Raw genomic sequence first — 21,089 nt, 5'->3', positions numbered from 1 at the left:
CGCCGGCGCCGTCAGCCGAACGGCACGACGGCGACGGCCCGCGGCGTGAACGCCACGTGGACGGACTCGCCGACCTCGCGCCGCTCGTGCGCGCGGTGGTCGAGCACGACGACGTCGTCGGGCGACGTCCGGACCTTCGTGCGGCAGACCGCGCCGAGGAACGACACCGACTCGACGACGCCCGCGACCCCGCGGTCGGCGAACGTGACGTCCTCCGGGCGCACGTAGGCCCACGCCTCCCCGTCGTCCGGGGAGCCGACGGCGGCGACCTCCTGCCCGGGCAGCCGCACCCGCCCGTCGACGACCTCGGCCCGCAGCCGGTTGCTCGACCCGACGAACTCCGCGACGAACCGCGTCGCCGGCGCCGAGTACAGCTGCTCGGGCGTGCCGATCTGCTCGATCGCGCCGGCCCGCATCACGGCGACCCGGTCGGCGACGGCCAGGGCCTCCTCCTGGTCGTGCGTCACGAAGAGGGTCGTGATGGCGAGCTCGCGCTGCAGACGACGGATCTCCTCGCGCAGCTGCACCCGCACCTGCGCGTCGAGCGCGCTGAGCGGCTCGTCGAGCAGCAGCACGCGGGGCCGCGTGACGAGCGCCCGGGCGAGGGCGACGCGCTGCTGCTGGCCGCCCGAGAGCTGGTGAGAGAACCGGCCGCCCAGCTCCCCGAGGCCCACCAGGTCGAGCATCTCGGCGGCGCGGGTCGCCCGCTCGGCCCGCGCCACGCGCCGCGTGCGGAGCCCGAACTCGACGTTCTGCTGCACCGTCAGGTGCGGGAAGAGCGAGTACGCCTGGAAGACCATGCCGACGTCCCGGCGGTGCGTCGGCACGTCGACGACGTCGCGCCCGTCCACCGTGATGCGGCCCTCGGTGACCGTCTCGAGCCCCGCGAGGGTGCGCAGTGCCGTCGTCTTGCCGCAGCCCGAGGGGCCGAGGAGGGCGACGAGCTCCCCCGGCGCGAGGTCGAGGTCGACGCCGCGGAGCGCGACGTGGCCCGCGTACTCCTTGACCACGCCGCGGAGGGCGACCGCGGCGCCCGCGGTCGACGTCGTCCGGGCGCCCGCGGCGGCGGAGCCTCGACCGGTCGGTGACGGGGCCGAGGAGGCGGTGGTCGGGTCGACGGGGGCGGTGGCGGTCACGGGAGGGCCTTCCGGGCGGGAGCAGGGGCGGGGGCCGCGACGTCGCGGCCGGGGAGGACGGGGCGGCCCGCGCCGGCGGAGCCGACCCTGCCGACGACGGCGAGCAGCAGGAACGCGAGCAGGAGGGCGAGCAGGGCGAGGATGACGGCCGCGAAGGGGTCGCTGCGCGAGACCTGGACGAGCGACGTCTGCAGCGTCACCCGGTTCAGCAGGCTGGCGATCGTGTACTCGCCCAGGACGACGGCCACCGTGATGAACGCCGCGGCCAGGAGCCCGCGACGGAGCGACGGCACCACCACGCGGAGGAGGGTCGCGACGCCGCCGGAGCCGAGGGTCCTGGCCGCCTCGGCGAGGGTGCGGAGGTCGGTGGCGGCCAGGTCGGCCTGGACGGCGCGGTGCGCGTAGGGCAGGACGGTGACCCCGTAGGCCAGCGCGAGGGTCCAGGCCCCCGAGCCGGCGACCCGCGAGACGACCGAGTAGACCGGGGCCAGCCCGACGACGAGCACGATCGCCGGCACCGTGACGGGCACGAGGCAGACGAACTCGAGGGGCCGCACCAGCGCCGGGTACCGCAGGTGCACGACGACCATCGTCGGCACGAGCAGCACGAGCACGAGCACGGCCGTCACCGCCGCGAGGAGGAGGCTGTTCGTGACGCCCTCGACGAGGGAGCGGTACGCCCTCTCGTTCTCGGGGGCGGCGAGGGCGGCCCAGTGCCCCAGGTCGTGGCCCGTCCCGTCCGCCGAGCGGAGGGAGAACGCGACCATGGCCGCGATCGGGACGGCGAAGACGGCGCCGACCACGGCGAGGACGGCCTTCCGCAGCGCCGTCCCGGGTTCGCCGCGTCGGCGGGTCACCGCTGCCACCGCTCCGTGCGGCGCTGGAGCAGCGAGTAGAGCGTCATGAGCACGACCATGACGACGACCATGCCGAGCGCGAGCACGCCGGCGACGTTCTCGCGGCCCAGCACCGTCTCGCTGACCAGCGCCGCGCGGATCTGCAGGGGCACGATCTGGGCGCCCTGGCTGATCAGCGCCGCGGCGGTCGCGTACGAGGAGAAGGCGTTCGCGAAGAGCAGCAGCACGCTGCCGACGAAGGCCGGTGCGAGCACGGGCACGACGACGCGGAGCAGGTGCTCGCGCCGCGTCCCGCCCAGGGTGGCCACCGCCTCCTGCCACTGGGGCTTGAGCCCCGTGACGGCCGGCATGAAGGTGATGACCATGAGCGGCACCTGGAAGTAGACGTAGGGCAGCAGCAGCCCGGGCACCTGGTAGAACCAGACGCCGCCGGCGAAGACGTCGACGCCCAGCCGGGTGAGCAGCAGCTGGGTGACGACGCCCTGTATCCCGATGGTGGCCGTGAAGGCGAAGGCGAGCATGACGCCGCCGAACTGCGCGAGGACGCTCGCGGCCGAGTCGACGAGGCTGCGGACGAGGCCGTCCGGGCGGAGGGCGGTGAGTCCCCAGCAGACGACGGCGCCGACGACCGCGCCGACGACGGCGGTGATCCCCGACACGAGCGCGGAGCTCCCGAAGGCGCGGAGCACGAGGGGCTCGCCGAGGGCGGTGAGCGCCGAGAGGCTGGGTCGGCCGTCGCCCGTCACGAAGCCGGTGCCCAGCGCGACGACGCAGGGCACGGCGAGGAAGAGCAGGACGTAGACCGCGAACGGGGTCAGGGCCCACCACGCCGCCGGACGGCGCCGGGCCCGAGGGGGCCGGGCGCCGTCGACGCGGTCGCGGTCGGCCGCGGGGGGCCTCCCCTCGACGAGCGCGACCACGATCAGCCGATCGCCTGCGCCCAGGTGCCGGCGAGCAGCGCGGAGGCGGCCTCGGTCTGCTCGGTCGTCAGCTGCACGGTGTCGGCCGGCTGCTCGCCGACGGCGTCGAGGGCGTCCTGGTCGACGGTGCCGGCCTCGGTCATCGCCGCCAGGCGCACGGGATACGCTCCGGCGGCGAGGTACAGGTTCTGGGCCTCGTCGCTCATGATGAACTCCTGCCACAGGCGCGCGGCGGCGGGGTGGGGCGCGTCGACGTTGACGGCCTGGTTGTAGTAGCTGCCGAGCGCCGTCCCGGGCAGCACGGCCGTCCTCCAGTCGCGCCCTCCCGCGTCGGCCGCGGCCGCGAGGTTGTTGTAGCTCCAGTCGAAGACGACCGGCGTCTCGCCCGAGGCGATCGTGGCGGGGGTCGGGTCGGTGGGCAGGAAGTTGCCCGCGTCGGCGAGCTCGCCGAACCAGCTGACCCCGGCGCTGACGTCGTCGGCGCTGCCGCCGTCCTGGAGCGCCGCCCACTGGACGGCCGCCGCGGCCGCGCCGGCCTGGGTCGGGTCGCCGTTGATCGCGACCTTCCCCCTGTACTCGGAGCCCAGCAGGTCGTCGAGGGTCTCCGGCTCGGGCACGGCGTCCGCGTCGTAGCCGACGGACATCAGGCCGGTGTAGTCGTAGACCCAGGCGCCGTCCGCGTCCTTGTGGTCGTCGGCGATGTCGTCCCACGTCGCGACCTTGTACTTCGCGAACTGGTCGAGGTTCGCGAGCGTCACGGCCGAGCCGAGGTCGAAGACGTCGGGCGCGGTGTCCTGCCCGGCGAGGTTCTTCGCCGCCGTGATCTCCTCCGCGCTCGAGACGTCGGGGCTGTCGCTGTTGACCGTGATGTCGTACTCGGCCTCGAAGGCGTCGATGATCTTCCCGTAGTTGGCCCAGGTGTCGGGCAGGGCGATCACGTTGAGCTCGCCCTCGGCCTCGGCGGCCGCGACGAGGGCGTCCATGCCCCCGAGGTCCTCCGCGCTGGTGGCGGTCGCGGCGGTGCCGGAGGCGGCGTCGTCGCCCGCGGCGTCGGCGGCGGTGCAGCCCGCGAGGCCGAGGGCGAGGACGGTGAGCGCCGCGGCGGCGGCGAGGGGGCGGGTCGGGGTCACGGTGTCCTCCAGGTGCGGGGCCGCGGGCGGCCGCCGGTCGTGCGGCCGGTCGTGCTGACCGGCCCGCGAGCACCGTAGGGAGCGAGGACGACGAGGAGGCGGCGCCCCGGTGACGGGACGGTGGACGCCGGGTGGCCGTCCGAGCGGGCCGCCCTCAGCCCCGCGAGTAGCGGACGACGACGCCCGGTGACACCGTCACGTGGTCGGGCTCGCGCTCGGCGAGGCCGGGCAGGCCCGCCGCGGCCAGGAGCCCGTCGTCGAGGCGCGTGACCGTGCCCGTGCGGAAGGTCCACGGCTCGTGCGCGCGACGCCACCAGCCGGTGACTCCGCGGCGTGCGGTGTGGACCCCCCAGCGGTCGGAGAGGAACCTCGTCGTCTCGTCGGCGTCGGCCGTGCGCGGGGCGACCGTCTCGGGGACGAGGGCGACCCGGACGACCGAGCCCGCGCCTCCCGCCCGGCGCTGCGTGCGGTGGGCGACGTCGTCGTCGCGCACCCGGCTGCCGGCCCGGGCCCAGACGTAGGGCAGGCCGATCAGCCGAGCCGCGACCACGGCGGGCGCGTGCTGGGTGTCGATCGAGCGGTACGCGATGCCTCGACGGCCCTCGTCGTCGACGGTCGCGAGCTGGACGACGATCTCGGTCATGGTGCCGAGCCGCCCCAGGCGCGGCAGCGGCGGCACGGTGCTGTCGACGAAGCGGTAGGCGACGAGGCTCGCCCAGGCCGCCCCGTCGTGCAGGTCGGGCCTCGTGCCCCGGGGCACCAGCGGCGCCGCGAGGGCGGGGTCGACCGCCCAGTGCAGGCCGACGACGTCGCGCCAGTCGTGCTGGGTGACGGGGCGGTGCGGCAGCGGCGGGGCGGCGGGCATGCTCCGATGCTGCTCCCCCGGAGCGGGTGACGGTACGGTCACGGGATGAGCGACACGCCCCCTCCCGCCCCCACCACCGCGTCGTTGGCCATCACCGCCGGCATCGCCTTCCTCGGCCTCGTCTTCGCGGCGGAGGCGCTGCTCTCCCCCGACGGCTCGTGGGTGACCATCGTCGTCGGGGCGGTCATCGCCGTGGTCTACGGCGTGCGGACCGCGCTGGCGATCCGGCGACGGCGGGCCGCCAAGGAGGGCTGAGCGCCGACGTCGGCCCGCCCGGTGGACGCTGTCGAGCCGTGGTGACCACGACGGGTGCGGCGGAGGCGCCGCGGGCCTAGGCTCCTGCCACCGGAGGCCCGGACCCCGGCGGGCTCGGCACCGTGCCGGGTCGCTGCACGCACAGGGGGTCCCCGTGGACAGGTTCGTCGTCTCGCTCTCGCTCGTGGCCGCGGTCGGCCTCGGAGCTCTCGCCCCGGCCTCGGCCCAGGCCGCGCCTCCGCCTCTCGTGTCGTCGACCGCCGTGGTGCCGGCCACGACTGCGACGGGCACGGTCTCCGTGAGGCTGCTGCGGTCGTCGGGCACGGCCCTCGGCCTCCCGGGGGCCACGGTCCGCCTCGTGGGAGCCTGGCCCTTCGAGCGGGACGCGACCACCGACTCCACCGGGGCCCTGACCTTCGCCGACGTGCCGGTGGGCTCGCGCTACTGGGTCTCCGTGACCCCGCCGCCGACCGCCGGTCACGGTCGTCGGACGCCGGTGATGACGACCGACCTCACCGTCCGGGCCGACGCACCGACGGCGGTCGACGTGACGCTCCCCGTCGGGGGCACCCTGGGGGGCCGGCTGGTCGGCCCGTGGCCCACGCCGCCGGCGGGGCTCACGGTCGAGGTCTACGGCAACCGGACCGGCACCTCCCTCACCTCCGTCACCGACGCCGAGGGGCGCTACTTCTTCTCCGGCATGCCCACGGACCTCTACACGGCCACGGTCGTCGCCGCCCCGGGTGGGGTGCCCACCGTGTGGCGACAGGACGTCGAGGCCGAGACCGCCACGACGCCGGCGAGCCACGTCGCCGCGGCTCCCCGGTACGTCCACACGACGTACGACCTCCAGGTCGTCGTCGACGAGCCCGACCCGGTGAACGCCCCGGGCCCGGACCTCGACGGCGCCGTCATGACCATCACCGACACGGCGACCGGGGCCGTCATGACGCAGGCCCTCGACGCCACGAGCTCGCCCCGCAAGGTGGCTCAGTTCATCGTGCCGAGCGGTCGCTACACGGTGGGCGTCGAGACGGCGTCGCACCAGCGCTGGTGGTGGGCGGGGCAGTACGTGCCCGTCCCGCTCGTGCGGAGCGCGGCGGAGGCGGTGCCGATCTCGGTCACGTACGGGGCCGAACAGTCGACCGACGTGTTCCTGGCACCGCAGTCGTCCAGGCCGTGACGGGCGGTCGGCCGTGAGGACGGGCGAGGGCATGAAAAAACCCCGGCGGACCGGGGTTCTGTCGACATGCTCTGTCGAGAGGTGTTCTGTGTGGGCGATACCGGGCTCGAACCGATGACCTCTTCCGTGTGAAGGAAGCGCGCTACCAACTGCGCCAATCGCCCCTGTGGGACTCGTCGATGCTAGTGCATCGGGGCGGCCCGGCGCCATTCGAGGCCCCGGGGCGGGCAGGTCCGACCCTGCTGATCAGGGCCCGCAAGACACGAACATGCCTCAATTTGTTTTCTGCCCCGGGTCTGGGTATTGTTCTTTTGCACGCAGAAATGCAAAGCGAAATGCGGATGTGGCGCAGTGGTAGCGCATCACCTTGCCAAGGTGAGGGTCGCGAGTTCGAATCTCGTCATCCGCTCGAGTGTAATGCTCACCAGAGGGTGGTCCACCGACTGGTGGCTCCCCCTCTGGGAGCTGCTCGTATGGTGGAGTGGCCGAGAGGCGAGGCACCGGCCTGCAAAGCCGTTCACGCGGGTTCAAATCCCGTCTCCACCTCCATGACGTCAAGACTCCGGTCTATGATGTCGTGATCAACTGAATACGTCGCCTCGGCGACATGCATGAGCGATTGGCGCAGCGGTAGCGCGCTTCCCTGACACGGAAGAGGTCGCTGGTTCGATCCCAGTATCGCTCACACAGAGAAAGCCCCCGGTTCGCCGGGGGCTTTCGTCGTTCCCAGGGGTTAGTTCGTTCCCGAGGGCTTTCCTCGATCTCATGGGCTGTCGGCCTCCGAGGAGCGTTCCGTCCTCCCCCGAGGGCACCGTCCGCCTCAGCCGCCTCAGCCGTGTCCGCCGCATGTCTCGTCGTATCGAACGTCCTCGGGTGGCCTCGCGCGCCTCCCGGCGTTCCTGCGGGGCGCAGCAGCCCGCCTGCGCGGCTCGGGAGCTTCCCCACCCACAGACGAAGGACGGCCCCGGTCGTGGTGACCGGGGCCGTCCTGGTGGAGCAGCGGTGACGAGCTAGGCGCGCGAGTTCTCGAGCACGTAGCCTTCTTCGCCGTGCAGCGCGAGGTCGATGCCCGCGACCTCGTCCTCGTTCTTGACGCGGAAGCCGATCGTCTTCTCGATGGCCAGGCCGATCAGGAAGGCGAGCACGAACGAGTAGGCCATGACGGCGAGGGCCGAGAGCGCCTGGATGCCCAGCTGGCGGAACGAGCCGGAGAAGATCAGGCCCGAGCCGTTGGCGAAGAAGCCGAGGTACAGCGTGCCGAGGAGGCCGCCGACGAGGTGGATGCCCACGACGTCGAGGGAGTCGTCGAAGCCGAGCTTGAACTTGAGGTCGATCGCCAGGGCGCAGACGGCGCCGGCGACGACGCCGAGCACGATGGCCCAGAACGGCGACAGGGCGGCACAGGCCGGCGTGATCGCGACGAGGCCGGCGACGGCGCCCGAGGCGGCTCCGACCGAGGTGGCCTTGCCGTCCTTGACCTTCTCGACGACGAGCCAGCCGAGGATGGCGGCCGCGGGGGCGGCGATCGTGTTGAGGAAGGCGAGGGCGGCGACGCCGTCGGCGGCGAGCTCGGAGCCGGCGTTGAACCCGAACCAGCCGAACCAGAGGAGGCCGGCGCCCAGCAGCACGAAGGGCGGGTTGTGGGGCTTGTCGGCGCCCTTGGCGAAGCCGACGCGCTTGCCGAGCACCAGGGCGAGGGCCAGGGCGGCGGCGCCCGCGTTGATGTGGACGGCCGTGCCGCCGGCGAAGTCGATGACGCCCATGCTGGCGATCCAGCCGCCGTCGACGACCGAGCCGTCCTCGCCGAGGGTGAAGTTGAAAACCCAGCTCGCGACGGGGAAGTACACGACCGTGGCCCAGACGCCGGCGAAGATCATCCACGCGCCGAACTTGGCGCGGTCGGCGATGGCGCCCGAGATGAGGGCGACGGTGATGATCGCGAACGTCGCCTGGAAGGCGGCGAAAGCGATGGTCGGGTAGTCGCCGACCGGCGCCGCGCTCTCCTGGAAGAGCGAGTCGAGGCTGAACATCGACGGGTCGAAGCCGAAGACGCCGTCCCACCCGATGTAGGTGTCGGTGCCCGCGGGGCCCTGGGGGCCGTTCGAGAACGCGATGGAGTAGCCGAAGAGCACCCAGAGGACGCCGATCAGGCCCATGGCCCCGAAGCTCAGCATCATCATGCTGATCACGCTCTTGGCCTTGACGAGGCCGCCGTAGAAGAACGCCAGGCCGGGCGTCATGAGCAGCACGAGTGCCGCGCAGATCAGCATGAAGGCGGTGTTGCCTTGATCCATGTGTGTGTCACCTCTCGAGTTCTGACAAGCCAGGGAGGCACCGGCCGCCCCGACCGTGGGGGTGCCACGGGCTGTGCGGGACGATGCGGGTGGTGCCGCCCTCAGTGTCTCGACGAGGTGTTTCGGGTCGTGTGCCGTCGTGTTTCGGGGATGTAACACGTATCGCGCGACTGTGAACAACGTGTTTCGCCCGCCTCGGGAAGGCCTCCGAGGTCGGGGCCCAAGGGGCGACGTCGCCGCGCGCCCCGGACGTCAGTCAGTGCGCCGACGTGAGCGCCACGAGCCTCGAGGTGGCCCGTAGGTACTTCTTCCGGTAGCCGCCGGCCAGCATCTCGTCGCTGAACACCGTGTCGAGCGGTGCGCCGGACGCCACGACGCGCACCTGCGCGTCGTACAGCCGGTCGACGAAGGCCACGAAGCGGAGCGCGTCCGTCTGGCTCGTGAACGGCCGGACGTCTCGCAGGGCGACCCCGTCGAGGCCGTCGATGAGCTTGACGTACCGGCTCGGGTGCACCGACGAGAGGTGCGCGACGACGGCCGCGAAGTCGTCCACCGACACCGTGCCCGGCAGGGAGGCCACCGCGGCGTCCAGGTCGTCGACCGTGTGGGTCTTCGCCTCGACCTCCCGACGGCGGTAGTCGTCACCGTCGATGCGGAGGGTGCGGAAGCGGTCGGAGAGCCCCTGGATCTCGCGGAGGAAGTCCGCCGCCGCGAACCGGCCCTCGCCGAGGGCCGCCGGCGGCGTGTTCGAGGTCGCGGCGATCCGCGTCCCGCCCTCGGCGAGGTCGCCGAGCAGCCGCGTCATCATCATCGTGTCGCCCGGGTCGTCGAGCTCGAACTCGTCGATGCAGACCAGGGAGGCGCCCTCCAGCTGGCGAGCGGCGCCCGCGTACCCGACGGCGCCGACCAGGGCCGTGTATTCGATGAACGTCCCGAAGTAGCGGCGCCCCGTGGTCCGGTTGAAGAGGGCGGCGAGCAGGTGGGTCTTGCCGACGCCGAAGCCGCCGTCGAGGTAGAGGCCGGGGAGCACGTCGGGAGAGTCCGCGCGTCGGCGGAACAGGCCGCGTCGTGCGGGACGCTCGGCGGCGCCGCCGAAGCCGGCCACCGCCTCCACCGCCTCCGCCTGCGACGGGAAGGCCGCGTCGGGCACGTAGTTCTCGAGCGACGCCCCGCCGAACTGCCGGGGCGGGACGAGCTCGGCGACGATCTCGGCGCCCGTGATCGTGGGGGCGCGCTCGGTCAGCGCGACGCGGGCGGTGAGGGGATCTGGTGACATCGGGCGACCTCGCAGGCAGGGGACCAGGGGGCGACGCACGTCGGGGGCCTGGCCGCGGTGTGCGTCGGGGCGATCTGTGTCAGAGTCTGAGGGGCGCCCGGACGACGCTCACGCCGTGTGCGTAGCCTCGACGGTGACCCGGGCCCGAGTCTAGCCACCGGGCACCGGCGCCCGACCGCAGCGCCCGCCGCGCTGCACCCGAGATCGTCCGCCGTCGCCGGCGGCGCTCCGTCCCCGCGACGGAGAGACACAGCAGGAGGCACCCATGGTCGTCGAGCACGACGCAGCACCGAAGTTCCAGGAGTTCGCGCACCCCGAGCGCCTCGTCAGCACCGACTGGCTGCAGGAGCACCTCGGCACGCCGGGGCTCGTCGTCGTCGAGTCCGACGAGGACGTGCTGCTCTACGAGACCGGGCACATCGCCGGCGCCGTCAAGATCGACTGGCACCTCGACCTCAACGACCCCGTGCAGCGCGACTACGTCGACGGCGAGGCCTTCGCGGCGCTCATGTCGCGCAGCGGCGTCACGCGCGACTCGACGATCGTCGTCTACGGCGACAAGAACAACTGGTGGGCGGCCTACGCCCTCTGGGTGTTCTCGCTCTTCGGCCACGAGGACGTGCGCCTGCTGGACGGCGGCCGCGCCGCGTGGGAGGCGGAGGGCCGTGAGTACACCACCCAGGCCCCGAGCCCGGAGCCGACCGACTACCCCGTGGTCGAGCGCGACGACACCGTGATCCGTGCCTACAAGGACGACGTGCTCGCCCACCTCGGCCGGCCCCTCATCGACGTGCGCTCCCCCGAGGAGTACTCGGGCCAGCGCACCACCGCCCCCGCCTACCCGGAAGAGGGCGCCCTGCGCGCCGGCCACATCCCCAGCGCCCAGAACGTGCCGTGGGGCAAGGCCGCGGCCGACGACGGCCGCTTCCGCGGGCGCGCGGAGCTCGACGCGATCTACCGCGACGGCGCCGGCCTCGCCGACGGGGACTCCGTCGTCGCCTACTGCCGCATCGGCGAGCGGTCGAGCCACACCTGGTTCGTGCTGCACCACCTGATGGGCTTCGAGGACGTCCGGAACTACGACGGCTCGTGGACCGAGTGGGGCAGCGCCGTGCGCGTCCCGATCGTGCAGGGCACCGAGCCCGGCGCCGTCCCGGCTCGATGACGGCCGTGGCCGACACCGCGGCCGGCGCGGGCGACCTGCCTGCCTCGCTCGCCGAGATCCGTGACGAGTTCCTCGCCCTCGAGGTGCGGGACCGCCTCCAGCTGCTGCTCGAGTTCTCGAACGAGCTGCCGGCGCTGCCCGCCGAGTACGAGGGCCACCCCGACCTGCTCGAGCGCGTCGAGGAGTGCCAGTCGCCGGTCTTCATCTTCGTCGAGGTCGTCGACGGCGTCGTCGCGATGCACGCCACGGCCCCCCGTGAGGCGCCGACGACGCGCGGCTTCGCGTCGATCCTGGCGCAGGGCCTCACGGGCCTGACCGCCCAGCAGGTCCTCCGGGACGTGCCGGACGACTACCCCCAGACGATCGGCCTGGTCGAGGCCGTCAGCCCGCTGCGGGTCCGGGGCATGACCGCCCTCCTCGGGCGGGCCAAGCGCCAGATCGCCGAGAAGACGGCGCAGGCCGACACCGCCGGCGCTCCGGGGGCCTCGGGAGCGTGAGCCTCCGGGTCCTGCACACCGCCGCCCCGGCCTCCCTCGCGTCGGCGGGCGACCTCGTCCCGGTGGAGGGCGACGGCGACGGGGGGCGCGAGACCCTCCGGGGCCTCTACGCTCCCCCGGCCGAGACCTGGCTGCGCCTCAACCTCATCGCGGCGGTGAGCGGCGACGCCGCCGGCGAGGACGGCACCTCCGACACCCTCAGCAACGCGGTCGACCGGGCGGTCCTCGCGGTCGTCCGCGACCTCGCGGACGGCGTGGTGGTCGGCGCCGCCAGCGTCCGCGCCGAGGGCTACCGCGTGCCCAAGACCTCCCGGCTCGTCGTCGTCACGTCGTCCGGCGACCTGTCGGGCCACCGGATGGACCCCGCGGAGGCCGAGCGCGTCGTCGTCGTGTGCCCCGCCGGCGCGACCGACGCCGTGGCCGCGAGCCTCGGGCAGGCGGTCGCGGAGGCGGCGACCGTCCTGGTGGTCGACGACGTGGACGGGCGTCTCGACCCCTCGACGGTGCTCCGACGGCTGCGTGACCACCGCCTCCTGTCGCTCGTCTGCGAGGGCGGGCCGTCGCTGGCCGGGCAGTTCCTCCGCGACGGCCTCGTCGACGAGCTCTGCCTCAGCACCTCCCCCGTCGCGATCGGCAGCGGCCTGCCCGTCTTCGGCCGCGAGAGGTTCGACCCCGCGCGCCTCTCGCTCAGCCAGCTGCTGAAGGACGACCACGACGCGCTGTACGCGCGCTGGCTCGTGGCAGACGGCCCAGCCACTCGTCGATGACCCGCTCGAAACGCTCCGGGTCGTAGTTCCAGATCTTCGTGTGGCGCGCCACGGCGAAGACCTCCAGCTGCACGAGGTCGGGCCGCGCCTCGGCCAGCGCGTGCGACGCGGTCGACGGGACGAACCCGTCGTCGTCGCTGTGCAGCAGGAGCACCGGCACGTCGAGCTGGTCGGCCCGTGCCACGAGGTCGAGACGGTCGAGGTCGATCGGCCCGTCGCGGCGGCCGAGCCGCGCCGCCGCGGGCGACTGCAGGAGGCGCAGCGCGAGTTCCTGCACGAGGCGCGGGACGTGCATGGCCCGCCCCTGGAAGCGCAGCGTCGTCCGCCAGTCGACGACGGGCGACTCGAGGGCCACGCCCACGACGCGCTCGCCGTGCCTCGCGCGCGTGACGGCCTGCAGGACGGTCGCTCCGCCCATCGACCAGCCCATGAGCACGAGGGCGGTCGCGCCGGAGGAGACCGCGTGCTCCATCGCGGCCTCCACGTCGCGCCACTCCTGGTCGCCGAGGGCGTAGCGGCCGTCGGGAGAGGGGGGCGCCTCCCCGTCGTTGCGGTACGAGACGAGGAGCGACGTCCAGCCCGCGTGGTGCGCGGCCGGCGCGGCGCGGATGGTCTCGGCCCGCGTGACGCCCCGGCCGTGCACGCTGATCAGCCACGGCCCGTCGGTGCCGCCGGGAGCGGGGACGAGCCAGGCGGGGGCGGGCCCGACCGGGGTGCTGACCTCGACGTCGACGACGGGGAGGCCGGCGTCGGCCGGCGTGCGCCACAGCCAGCCCCCCAGTCGCCCCCGCCGGGCCGACGCGAGGTCGCCCGCGTCGACGGCCTCGACCGACCGGACCACCCGGTGGCCGTCGTCGCTCAGCACCTCTCCGACGCGGGCGTGGCCCCGGCCGTGGTCGAACCAGAAGCTGTAGCGGCCGGGCAGGCGGGTGTCGGGGTCGGAGCTGAGCGTGACCGAGGGGACGGCCGGGTCGTGCCCGAGCACCCGGACGCCGTCGGCGCGACGCCGGGCCGGCGTCACGACCTTGTCGGCCATGACCAGGGCGCCCGAGACGACGGCCGCCGCCGAGACGACGGCCGTGGCGACGACGGAGGCCGAGAGCACGAGGCCGATGCCCCGGGCGCGACGCGCGCCGAGGTCGGGGGACGGAGTCGAGGGGCGGGTCACGGGAGCTCCGATCGACGGGGCGGCGGGCGGACGCGGCGTGCCGCCCACCTCGGGATCAGCTGGGAGCCTAGTCTGCTGGGGTGTCCGACACCCCCTCGACGCCGACGACCCCGTCCGCGTTCGCCGCAGCGGTCGAGTCCGTGCGCCGAGCCGTCGCCCGCGACGACCTCGCCGTGAGCGAGATCCCCGCTCCGGGCGGCCTCGCGCCGCACGCCCTCGCCCTCGCCGGCGACGTCGTGGGCGCCTCGGGCCGCGCCGACCCCGACCTCGGCACGGGCCGCTTCGTCCTGCTGTACGACGAGTCGGCCCCGGAGGCCTGGGGCGGCGTCTTCCGCGTCGTCTGCTTCGCCCAGGCGCCGCTCGAGGCCGACCTCGCGCTCGACCCCTTCGTCGCCGACGTCGCCTGGTCGTGGCTCGTCGACTCCCTCGCCGCCGGCGGGGCCTCCCACCACTCCGCCTCCGGCACCGCCACGAAGGTGCTCTCGACCGGCTACGGCGACCTCGCCGACCAGGGCGAGGGGGCGCAGCTCGAGCTGCGCGCCTCCTGGACGCCGACGAGCACCGACCTCGCACCGCACCTCGAGGCCTGGAGCGAACTGATCTGCACCCTCGCGGGCCTGCCGCCGACCGTCGAGGGCGTCACCCTCCTCGCGTCGCGCCGCGTCGGGCGCGACTGACCCGTCGCCCACCGCGACACCTCCGAGCCGAGAACAGGACCGCCGAGACATGGACACCGTCACCCCCGACCCGAGCGAGACGCCCTCACCCGAGGCCGCCGCCGCTCCCCGAGTGACCGTGGCCCCCGTCGTCGCCACGGCGGACTCCGCCCACGGGCACGTGGACGTCATCGACGACCGCGACGGCTACCTGGCCGCGGTCGAGGCGATCGCCGCCGGGACGGGGCCGATCTCGATCGACGCGGAGCGCGCCTCCGGCTACCGCTACTCGCAGCGCGCGTACCTCATCCAGGTGTTCCGCCGCGGCTCGGGCGTCTTCCTCTTCGACCCGCCGGCCATCGGCCGCTTCGACGAGCTCCAGGCCGTCATCGGCCACGAGGAGTGGGTGCTGCACGCCGCCAGCCAAGACCTGGCGTGCCTGCGCGAGGTCGGCCTCGACCCCGACCTCGTGTTCGACACCGAGCTCGGCGCCCGCCTCGCCGGGCTGCCGAAGGTGGGCCTCGGGGCCGTCGTCGAGCAGCTCCTCGGCGTCCACCTCGCCAAGGAGCACTCCGCGGCCGACTGGTCGACCCGGCCCCTCCCCCAGAGCTGGCTGGTCTACGCGGCCCTCGACGTCGAGCTGCTCGTCGACCTCCGGGACGCGATGGCCGAGCTGCTCGAGCGTGACGGCAAGCTCGACATCGCCCGGCAGGAGTTCGCGGCGACGGTCGCCCGCGAGGTCAAGCCGGCCAAGGCCGAGCCCTGGCGTCGCCTCACCGGGCTGCACACCGTGCGCGGGTCGCGGGGCCTCGCTGTCGCCCGTGAGCTCTGGACCGCGCGCGACGACTACGCCCGGCAGGTCGACACCGCCGCGGGCCGGCTCGTGCCGGACTCCTCCCTGGTCGCCGCCGCGAAGGCGCTGCCGGCCGACAAGCGCGCCCTGGCCGGCCTCCGCGAGTTCGTCGGCCGCGCGAGCCGGAGCGAGCTCGACCGGTGGTGGGCCGCCGTCGAGCGCGGCCAGGCGACCGCCGACCTGCCCTCGCACCGCGGGCCGGCTGGCGACACCCTCCCCCCGCCCCGCAGCTGGGCCGACAAGTCACCGATGGCCGACGCCCGGTACCGGCACGCCCGCCCCGTCGTGGCGGCGATCGCGGAGCGCCTCGACCTGCCGGTCGAGAACCTCCTCACGCCGGAGCTCCTCCGCCGGGTCTGCTGGGAGCCGCCGATCCCCTTCGAGCCCGAGGCCCTCGCCGCGGCCCTCACCGAGCTCGGGGCGCGCGCCTGGCAGGTCGAGGCCGTCGCCGGGCCCCTCGCCGACGCCTTTGTCGACGCCCACCAAGAGCCCGAGACGCAGCCCGCCGAGCCTTCGTAGCAATCCGCGAAGGATTCTGCCCGCCCCCGCCGCCTCCCTAGGATCGGACCAGTTCCGAGCACTGGAGGCAACGTGGCCGAGAGAACAGAAGTCGTCTTCGTCGACGGGGTCCGCACCCCGTTCGGCCGGGCAGGGGAGAAGGGCGTCTACTGGGGCACCCGGGCGGACGACCTCGTGGTCAAGGCCATGAAGGGGCTGCTGGAGCGGAACCCCTCCCTCCCCCTCGACCGCGTCGACGACGTCGCCGTCGCGGCGACCACGCAGCAGGGCGACCAGGGGCTGACCCTGGGGCGCACGACGGCGCTCCTCGCGGGCCTCCCCCGGTCGGTGCCCGGATTCGCGATCGACCGCATGTGCGCCGGGGCGATGACGAGCGTCACCACCCTCGCGGGCGGCATCGCCTTCGGCGCCTACGACGTCGCCGTCGCCGGGGGCGTCGAGCACATGGGCCGCCACCCGATGGGCTTCGCCGCCGACCCCAACCCCAGGTTCCTCACCGAGAAGCTCGTCAGCGGCGACGCCCTCAACATGGGGTCGACGGCGGAGCGCATCCACGACCGCTTCCCGCAGCTGACGAAGGAGCGCTCCGACCGCTTCGCGATGCGGTCGCAGCAGAAGCTCGCGGCTGCCTACGACGCCGGGCACATCCAGCCCGACCTCGTGCCGGTCGCCGTGCCGTCGGCCGAGGGCTGGGGCCTCGTGACCCGCGACGAGGCACCGCGCCCGGAGACCACGATGGAGGCGCTGGCCGGCCTGCGGACGCCGTTCCGACCCCACGGGCGGGTCACCGCGGGCAACTCGTCGGGGCTGAACGACGGCGCGACCGTCAGCCTGCTCGCCTCGGCGGACGCCGCGCGCGAGTACGGCCTCGCCCCGAAGATGCGTCTCGTCAGCTTCGCCTACGCCGGGGTCGAGCCGGAGATCATGGGCATCGGCCCCGTGCCCTCCACCGAGAAGGCGCTCCGCAAGGCGGGGCTCACGATCGACGACATCGGGCTCTTCGAGCTGAACGAGGCGTTCGCCGTACAGGTGCTGTCGCTGCTCGACCACTTCGGCGTCGACGACGACGACCCGCGGGTCAACCCGTGGGGAGGCGCCATCGCCGTCGGCCACCCGCTCGCCTCGTCCGGCGTGCGGCTGATGATCCAGCTCGCCCGCCAGTTCGAGCAGCACCCGGAGGTCCGCTACGGCCTCACCGCGATGTGCGTCGGCCTCGGCCAGGGCGGCAGCGTCATCTGGGAGAACCCGCACTTCGACCGGAAGGCCGCACGAGCATGAGCACGACCACGAACGCCCCCCTCGAGGCCCTCACCGAGCTCAGCCACGACGAGGTCGTGACCCACAGCCACGTCCGCGACGTGCCCCTCCCCTCCGGCGGGGTCCTCGCGCTCGTGACCCTCGACAACGGCCGGGACCACACCCGGCCGAGCACCCTCGGGCCGGCGACGCTGCTCGAGTTCGGCGCGACGCTCGACGAGCTCCGGGCGCGTGCGTCGCGCGGCGAGGTCGCCGCGATCGCCGTCACGGGCAAGCCCTACTTCCTCGCCGCCGGGGCCGACCTCAGCAAGGTCAGCCAGATCCCCAGCCGCGAGGTCGCCCGCGAGCTCGCTCGACTCGGCCACTCCACCCTCGGCAAGCTGCATGACGCCGGCGTGCCGACCTTCGTCTTCGTGAACGGGCTCGCGCTCGGGGGCGGCCTCGAGATCGCCCTGCACGCCGACTACCGCACCGTCGACACGTCCGCCGCCGCCCTCGCGCTGCCCGAGGTCTTCCTCGGCATCGTCCCCGGCTGGGGAGGGGCGTGGCTGCTGCCGAACCTCATCGGCATCGAGGCCGCCCTCCGGGTGGTCATCGAGAACCCGCTCAAGAACAACCGGACGCTGAAGCCGGCGCAGGCCCTGGAGCTCGGCATCGTCGACGTGGCGTTCGGCCCGGCGGCCTTCCTCGAGGACTCGATCCGCTGGGCGGACGGCGTGGTGGCCGGTACGACGAAGGTCGCCCGCCCCCACGTGCCCGGACGCCTGGAGCGTGCGGTGAAGTGGGACGCCGCCGTCTCGATCGCCCGGAAGTCGCTCGAGGGCAAGATCGGCACGGTGGCGCGCTCGCCCTACGCGGCCTTGGAGCTGCTGAAGGCCGCCCGGTCGACCGACCGGGCCACGGGCTTCGCCGCGGAGGACGAGGCCCTCGCCGGGCTCGTCGCGGGCGACCAGTTCGCCGCGAGCATGTACTCGTTCGACCTCGTCCAGAAGCGGGCCAAGAAGCCGGCCGGCGCTCCCCCGCGCGACCTGGCGAAGCCCGTGACCAAGGTCGGCGTCGTCGGCGCGGGCCTGATGGCCAGCCAGTTCGCCCTGCTCTTCGTCCGTCGTCTCCAGGTGCCCGTCGTCATCACCGACCTCGACCAGGCCCGGGTCGACGCCGGCGTCGAGCGGATCCGCGGCGAGATCGTCGAGCTCGCGACGAAGGGCCGCATCTCGGGCGACGAGTCGAACCGGCTCTCCGCGCTCGTGACCGGCACGACCGACCTCTCCGACTTCGCCGACTGCGACTGGGTGATCGAGGCCGTCTTCGAGGAGCTCGGCGTGAAGCAGGACGTCTTCGAGCGGGTGGAGGCGGTGGTCGCGGAGGGCGCCGTGCTCGCCACGAACACCTCGTCGCTCAGCGTGGAGGCGATCGGGGCCCGCCTCCGCCACCCCGAGCGGCTGGTCGGCTTCCACTTCTTCAACCCGGTGGCCGTGATGCCCCTGGTCGAGGTGGTGCGCACGCCCGCCACCGACGAGGCCACCCTCAGCACCGCCATGATGACGGCGGCCGCCCTCCGGAAGAACGCGGTCATCACGGCCGACACCCCCGGGTTCGTGGTGAACCGGATCCTGGCGAAGCTGCTCGGTGAGGCCATGCACGCGGTGGAGACGGGCACCCCGTTCGAGGTCGTCGACCGCGCGACGGCCCCGTTCGGCCTCCCGATGACCCCGTTCGAGCTCCTGGAGCTCGTCGGCCTCACGGTCGGCGCCCACGTGCTCGACACGCACCACGCGGCCTTCCCCGACCGCTTCTTCGCCAGCGACGGCCTGCACCGCCTCGCCGAGCACGGAACGATCTTCGAGCGGGACTCCAAGGGCCGCCGCAAGGGCTTCGACAAGAAGGCGGTCGCCCTCGCCGCCGGGCCCGGCACCGCGATGACGGACGAGGAGCTGCGTCGCCGGATCGAGGACGGCCTCGCCGACGAGGTGGGCCGGATGCTCGACGACGGCGTGGTGTCGGCGGCGGAGGACATCGACCTCTGCCTCATCCTGGGCGCCGGGTACCCGTTCCAGATGGGCGGGGTGACGCCGTACCTCGACCGTGTGGGGGCGACCCGCCGCGTGCGTGGCACGACATTCCACGACCCGATGATCGTCGGGCCGGAGTACGTCGACGCCTGACGCCACGGGGCACGGCGATCGGAGGGCCCGCCACGACGACGGTCGTGGCGGGCCCTCCGACGCTGTCGGCGCGGCCCGCCGAGGCCGGACGGGCGCCAAGGAGAGCCGAGCCGGCGCGGACGCCGGTGTCGGTCAGTCGTGCTGGGCGTCCACCCGACGCTCGTCGGCGTCGTCGAGCGGGCGGGCCACGGGGATCTTGCTCCCGAGGACCTGCGCCACGACGTCCCGCGCGATGTGCTGGGGGGTGAGGCCCGCCTCCTCGAGGATCTGGGCCCGTGAGCCGTGCTCGAGGAACTCGTCGGGCAGGCCCAGCTCGGTCACGGCCGTGTCGACGCCCGCCTGTCGGAGGTCTTGTCGGACCCGGGTGCCGATGCCCCCCACCCGGACGCCGTCCTCGATCGTGACGACGAGGCGGTGGTCGGCGGCGAGGTCGACGATCGACCGGGCCACGGGCACGACCCAGCGCGGGTCGACCACGGTGGCGCCGATGCCCTGTGCGGCGAGGCGCTCGGCCACCTCGAGCCCCACGGAGGCCATCGGCCCCACGCAGACGAGCAGCACGTCGCGGCGCTCGTCGCTCGAGAGGACGTCGACGCCGTCGTCGAGCCGGCGCTCGGCCTCGTGCTCGGTGCCGACCGTGCCCTTCGAGAAGCGCACGACCGTCGGGGCGTCGGTGACGGCGACGGCCTCGCGGAGCTCCTCCCGGAGGCGCGTGGCGTCGCGGGGCGCGGCGAGCCGGATGTGCGGGACGATCTGGAGCAGCGCCAAGTCCCAGATGCCGTGGTGGCTCGGGCCGTCCGGCCCGGTGACGCCCGCCCGGTCGAGCACGAAGGTCACGCCCGCCCGGTGCAGGCCGACGTCCATCAGGACCTGGTCGAAGGCGCGGTTGACGAAGGTGGCGTACAGGGCGACGACCGGGTGGAGCCCGGCGTAGGCCAGCCCCGCGGCGGAGGTGACCGCGTGCTGCTCGGCGATGCCGACGTCGAGCACCCGCTCGGGGAACCGCTCGGCCATCTTGTGCAGCCCGACCGGCCGCAGCATCGCGGCGGTGATGCCGACGACGGTCTCGTCCTCGGCGGCGACGGCGACCATCTCGTCCGCGAAGACGCTCGTGTACGAGGGCGCGGCGGTCGTCTCGAGCGGCTCGCCGGTCTCGGGGTCGATCTGGCCGACCGCGTGGAACTGGTCGGCCACGTCGGCGCGGGCGGGGTCGTAGCCGCGCCCCTTCTCCGTGATGGCGTGGACGATGACCGGCGCCCCGTAGTTCTTGGCCTGGTGGAGGGCCTCCTCCATCGCGACCTGGTCGTGGCCGTCGACGGGGCCGATGTACTTGATGTCGAGGTTCGAGTAGAGCGCCTCGTTGTTGGTGAAGCGGCTGAGGAAGCCGTGCAGCCCGCCCCGCACGCCGCGGTAGAACGCGCGACCCGGGTGGCCGAGCCGGTCGAACACGGCCTCGCTGCCCATGTGCATCTCGCGGTAGGTGCTCCGCGTGCGCACCGTGTTGAGGAAGCGCGCCATGCCGCCGATGGTGGGGGCGTACGACCGACCGTTGTCGTTCACGACGATGATCAGGCGGCGGTCGTTGTCGTCGCTGATGTTGTTCAGCGCCTCCCACGTCATGCCGCCGGTCAGCGCGCCGTCGCCGACGACGGCGACGACGTGGCGGTCGGACTGGCCGGTGAGGCCGAAGCCGCGCGAGATGCCGTCGGCCCACGAGAGGCTGCTGGAGGCGTGCGAGCTCTCGACGATGTCGTGCTCCGACTCGCTGCGCTGCGGGTAGCCCGCGAGTCCGCCCCGGAGGCGGAGACCGCTGAAGTCCTGTCGGCCCGTCACGAGCTTGTGCACGTACGACTGGTGGCCCGTGTCGAAGACGAACGCGTCGTGCGGCGAGCGGAACACGCGGTGCATGGCCAACGTCAGCTCGACGACCCCGAGGTTCGGCCCGAGGTGGCCGCCGGTCTTGCTGACCTCCGCCACGAGGAACGCCCGGATCTCCGTCGCGAGGTCGACCATCTGCTGGTCGGTCAACGCGAGGAGGTCACGCGGACCGCTGATCGTCTCGAGAATGCTCATGCCGGCTTCCTTTCCGCCTACCCGGAGGCAGCCGGGCTCAGTTTATGCGTCGA

At 73.7% G+C, this 21,089-nt stretch carries 18 protein-coding genes and 4 tRNA genes; 12 read left to right on the top strand and 10 right to left on the bottom strand.

Annotated elements, in window-relative coordinates; translation table 11 throughout:
• Window positions 1-11 precede the first annotated feature (11 nt).
• The 5 genes from IFT72_RS04665 to IFT72_RS04645 form a co-directional block, all read right to left on the bottom strand.
• Window positions 12-1,136: an ABC transporter ATP-binding protein gene (locus tag IFT72_RS04665; RefSeq protein WP_185232588.1), complete on the bottom strand. Its 1,125-nt coding sequence runs from the start codon at window positions 1,134-1,136 to the stop codon at window positions 12-14.
• A complete protein-coding gene (locus IFT72_RS04660) occupies window positions 1,133-1,993 on the bottom strand; it encodes an ABC transporter permease subunit (RefSeq protein WP_371741167.1) in 861 nt (286 codons plus the stop codon). Before IFT72_RS04660 ends, IFT72_RS04665 begins: the two co-directional genes overlap by 4 nt.
• Window positions 1,990-2,913 carry an ABC transporter permease gene (locus IFT72_RS04655; protein ID WP_370543610.1) on the bottom strand — a complete coding sequence of 308 codons (924 nt, stop codon included), beginning with the start codon at window positions 2,911-2,913 and terminating at the stop codon, window positions 1,990-1,992. Before IFT72_RS04655 ends, IFT72_RS04660 begins: the two co-directional genes overlap by 4 nt.
• A 2-nt stretch (window positions 2,914-2,915) precedes the next feature.
• Window positions 2,916-4,043 carry an ABC transporter substrate-binding protein gene (locus IFT72_RS04650; RefSeq protein ID WP_056054604.1) on the bottom strand — a complete coding sequence of 376 codons (1,128 nt, stop codon included), beginning with the start codon at window positions 4,041-4,043 and terminating at the stop codon, window positions 2,916-2,918.
• A gap of 154 nt (window positions 4,044-4,197) precedes the next feature.
• Window positions 4,198-4,908: a YqjF family protein gene (locus IFT72_RS04645; protein ID WP_192045675.1), complete on the bottom strand. Its 711-nt coding sequence runs from the start codon at window positions 4,906-4,908 to the stop codon at window positions 4,198-4,200.
• Between the two features lie 45 nt (window positions 4,909-4,953).
• Between IFT72_RS04645 and IFT72_RS04640 the strand changes: the two genes are divergently transcribed.
• Together IFT72_RS04640 and IFT72_RS04635 are read left to right on the top strand one after the other, a co-directional pair.
• Complete coding sequence (locus IFT72_RS04640) at window positions 4,954-5,163, top strand: hypothetical protein (protein ID WP_192045674.1); 210 nt, start codon at window positions 4,954-4,956, stop codon at window positions 5,161-5,163.
• Window positions 5,164-5,317: 154 nt separating this feature from the next.
• Window positions 5,318-6,346: a carboxypeptidase-like regulatory domain-containing protein gene (locus IFT72_RS04635; protein ID WP_192045673.1), complete on the top strand. Its 1,029-nt coding sequence runs from the start codon at window positions 5,318-5,320 to the stop codon at window positions 6,344-6,346.
• A 91-nt stretch (window positions 6,347-6,437) separates the two neighbouring features.
• Here the strand turns inward: IFT72_RS04635 and IFT72_RS04630 are convergent.
• Window positions 6,438-6,510: transfer RNA gene (locus IFT72_RS04630), tRNA-Val, on the bottom strand.
• Window positions 6,511-6,683: 173 nt separating this feature from the next.
• Here IFT72_RS04630 and IFT72_RS04625 point away from each other — a divergent pair.
• The 3 genes from IFT72_RS04625 (at window position 6,684) to IFT72_RS04615 (ending at window position 7,031) form a co-directional block, all read left to right on the top strand.
• Window positions 6,684-6,755, top strand: a tRNA-Gly gene (locus IFT72_RS04625).
• A gap of 66 nt (window positions 6,756-6,821) precedes the next feature.
• Window positions 6,822-6,895 (top strand) — tRNA-Cys (locus tag IFT72_RS04620).
• Window positions 6,896-6,959: 64 nt separating this feature from the next.
• Window positions 6,960-7,031: transfer RNA gene (locus tag IFT72_RS04615), tRNA-Val, on the top strand.
• Window positions 7,032-7,356: 325 nt separating this feature from the next.
• Here the strand turns inward: IFT72_RS04615 and IFT72_RS04610 are convergent.
• Together IFT72_RS04610 and zapE are read right to left on the bottom strand one after the other, a co-directional pair.
• Window positions 7,357-8,640, bottom strand: a complete 1,284-nt coding sequence (locus IFT72_RS04610) for an ammonium transporter (protein ID WP_056054591.1) — start codon at window positions 8,638-8,640, stop codon at window positions 7,357-7,359.
• Window positions 8,641-8,896: 256 nt separating this feature from the next.
• Window positions 8,897-9,916, bottom strand: coding sequence for a cell division protein ZapE (gene zapE, locus IFT72_RS04605; protein WP_192045672.1), 1,020 nt, complete (start codon window positions 9,914-9,916; stop codon window positions 8,897-8,899).
• A gap of 265 nt (window positions 9,917-10,181) precedes the next feature.
• Between zapE and IFT72_RS04600 the strand changes: the two genes are divergently transcribed.
• From IFT72_RS04600 to IFT72_RS04590, 3 genes are read left to right on the top strand one after another with little or no spacing between them, the layout of a single operon-like run.
• A complete protein-coding gene (locus tag IFT72_RS04600; RefSeq protein WP_056054586.1) occupies window positions 10,182-11,081 on the top strand; it encodes a sulfurtransferase in 900 nt (299 codons plus the stop codon).
• Between the two features lie 5 nt (window positions 11,082-11,086).
• Window positions 11,087-11,578 (top strand): SufE family protein, encoded by a 492-nt coding sequence (locus tag IFT72_RS04595; protein ID WP_255465402.1) that lies wholly within the window; start codon window positions 11,087-11,089, stop codon window positions 11,576-11,578.
• Window positions 11,575-12,345 carry a dihydrofolate reductase family protein gene (locus tag IFT72_RS04590; protein WP_192045671.1) on the top strand — a complete coding sequence of 257 codons (771 nt, stop codon included), beginning with the start codon at window positions 11,575-11,577 and terminating at the stop codon, window positions 12,343-12,345. The genes IFT72_RS04595 and IFT72_RS04590 overlap by 4 nt, the downstream gene beginning before the upstream one ends.
• Here IFT72_RS04590 and IFT72_RS04585 read toward each other — a convergent pair.
• Window positions 12,266-13,513 carry an alpha/beta hydrolase family protein gene (locus IFT72_RS04585; RefSeq protein ID WP_371741166.1) on the bottom strand — a complete coding sequence of 416 codons (1,248 nt, stop codon included), beginning with the start codon at window positions 13,511-13,513 and terminating at the stop codon, window positions 12,266-12,268. The genes IFT72_RS04590 and IFT72_RS04585 overlap by 80 nt on opposite strands.
• An 80-nt stretch (window positions 13,514-13,593) precedes the next feature.
• Between IFT72_RS04585 and IFT72_RS04580 the strand changes: the two genes are divergently transcribed.
• The 4 genes from IFT72_RS04580 (at window position 13,594) to IFT72_RS04565 (ending at window position 18,963) form a co-directional block, all read left to right on the top strand.
• The gene (locus IFT72_RS04580; protein ID WP_167259123.1) at window positions 13,594-14,190 is read left to right on the top strand and encodes a DUF3000 domain-containing protein; all 597 of its coding nucleotides are present in this window, start codon (window positions 13,594-13,596) and stop codon (window positions 14,188-14,190) included.
• Window positions 14,191-14,239: 49 nt separating this feature from the next.
• Window positions 14,240-15,541 (top strand): HRDC domain-containing protein, encoded by a 1,302-nt coding sequence (locus IFT72_RS04575; protein WP_185232581.1) that lies wholly within the window; start codon window positions 14,240-14,242, stop codon window positions 15,539-15,541.
• Window positions 15,542-15,613: 72 nt separating this feature from the next.
• Entirely contained in the window at window positions 15,614-16,819 is a 1,206-nt protein-coding gene (locus IFT72_RS04570) for a thiolase family protein (RefSeq protein ID WP_192045670.1), read from the top strand.
• A complete protein-coding gene (locus IFT72_RS04565) occupies window positions 16,816-18,963 on the top strand; it encodes a 3-hydroxyacyl-CoA dehydrogenase NAD-binding domain-containing protein (protein ID WP_192045669.1) in 2,148 nt (715 codons plus the stop codon). Before IFT72_RS04570 ends, IFT72_RS04565 begins: the two co-directional genes overlap by 4 nt.
• A 132-nt stretch (window positions 18,964-19,095) precedes the next feature.
• Here the strand turns inward: IFT72_RS04565 and dxs are convergent, their stop codons facing one another.
• Window positions 19,096-21,036: a 1-deoxy-D-xylulose-5-phosphate synthase gene (dxs, locus tag IFT72_RS04560; protein WP_192045668.1), complete on the bottom strand. Its 1,941-nt coding sequence runs from the start codon at window positions 21,034-21,036 to the stop codon at window positions 19,096-19,098.
• Window positions 21,037-21,089 lie beyond the last annotated feature (53 nt).

It is taken from the genome of Frigoribacterium sp. CFBP 8754 (assembly GCF_014841815.1).
Lineage (GTDB): Bacteria > Actinomycetota > Actinomycetes > Actinomycetales > Microbacteriaceae > Frigoribacterium > Frigoribacterium endophyticum.
Note: the sequence above shows the minus strand (reverse complement) of the source record. Positions and strands in the feature narration are given on the sequence as shown.

Bases quoted from the DNA above. Each gene is read 5' to 3' on its own strand.
- IFT72_RS04645 (WP_192045675.1), bottom strand. From the start codon at position 4,908: ATGCCCGCCGCCCCGCCGCTGCCGCACCGCCCCGTCACCCAGCACGAC.
- IFT72_RS04640 (WP_192045674.1), top strand. From the start codon at position 4,954: ATGAGCGACACGCCCCCTCCCGCCCCCACCACCGCGTCGTTGGCCATC.
- IFT72_RS04610 (WP_056054591.1), bottom strand. From the start codon at position 8,640: ATGGATCAAGGCAACACCGCCTTCATGCTGATCTGCGCGGCACTCGTG.
- zapE (WP_192045672.1), bottom strand. From the start codon at position 9,916: ATGTCACCAGATCCCCTCACCGCCCGCGTCGCGCTGACCGAGCGCGCC.
- IFT72_RS04600 (WP_056054586.1), top strand. From the start codon at position 10,182: ATGGTCGTCGAGCACGACGCAGCACCGAAGTTCCAGGAGTTCGCGCAC.
- IFT72_RS04575 (WP_185232581.1), top strand. From the start codon at position 14,240: ATGGACACCGTCACCCCCGACCCGAGCGAGACGCCCTCACCCGAGGCC.
- IFT72_RS04565 (WP_192045669.1), top strand. From the start codon at position 16,816: ATGAGCACGACCACGAACGCCCCCCTCGAGGCCCTCACCGAGCTCAGC.
- dxs (WP_192045668.1), bottom strand. From the start codon at position 21,036: ATGAGCATTCTCGAGACGATCAGCGGTCCGCGTGACCTCCTCGCGTTG.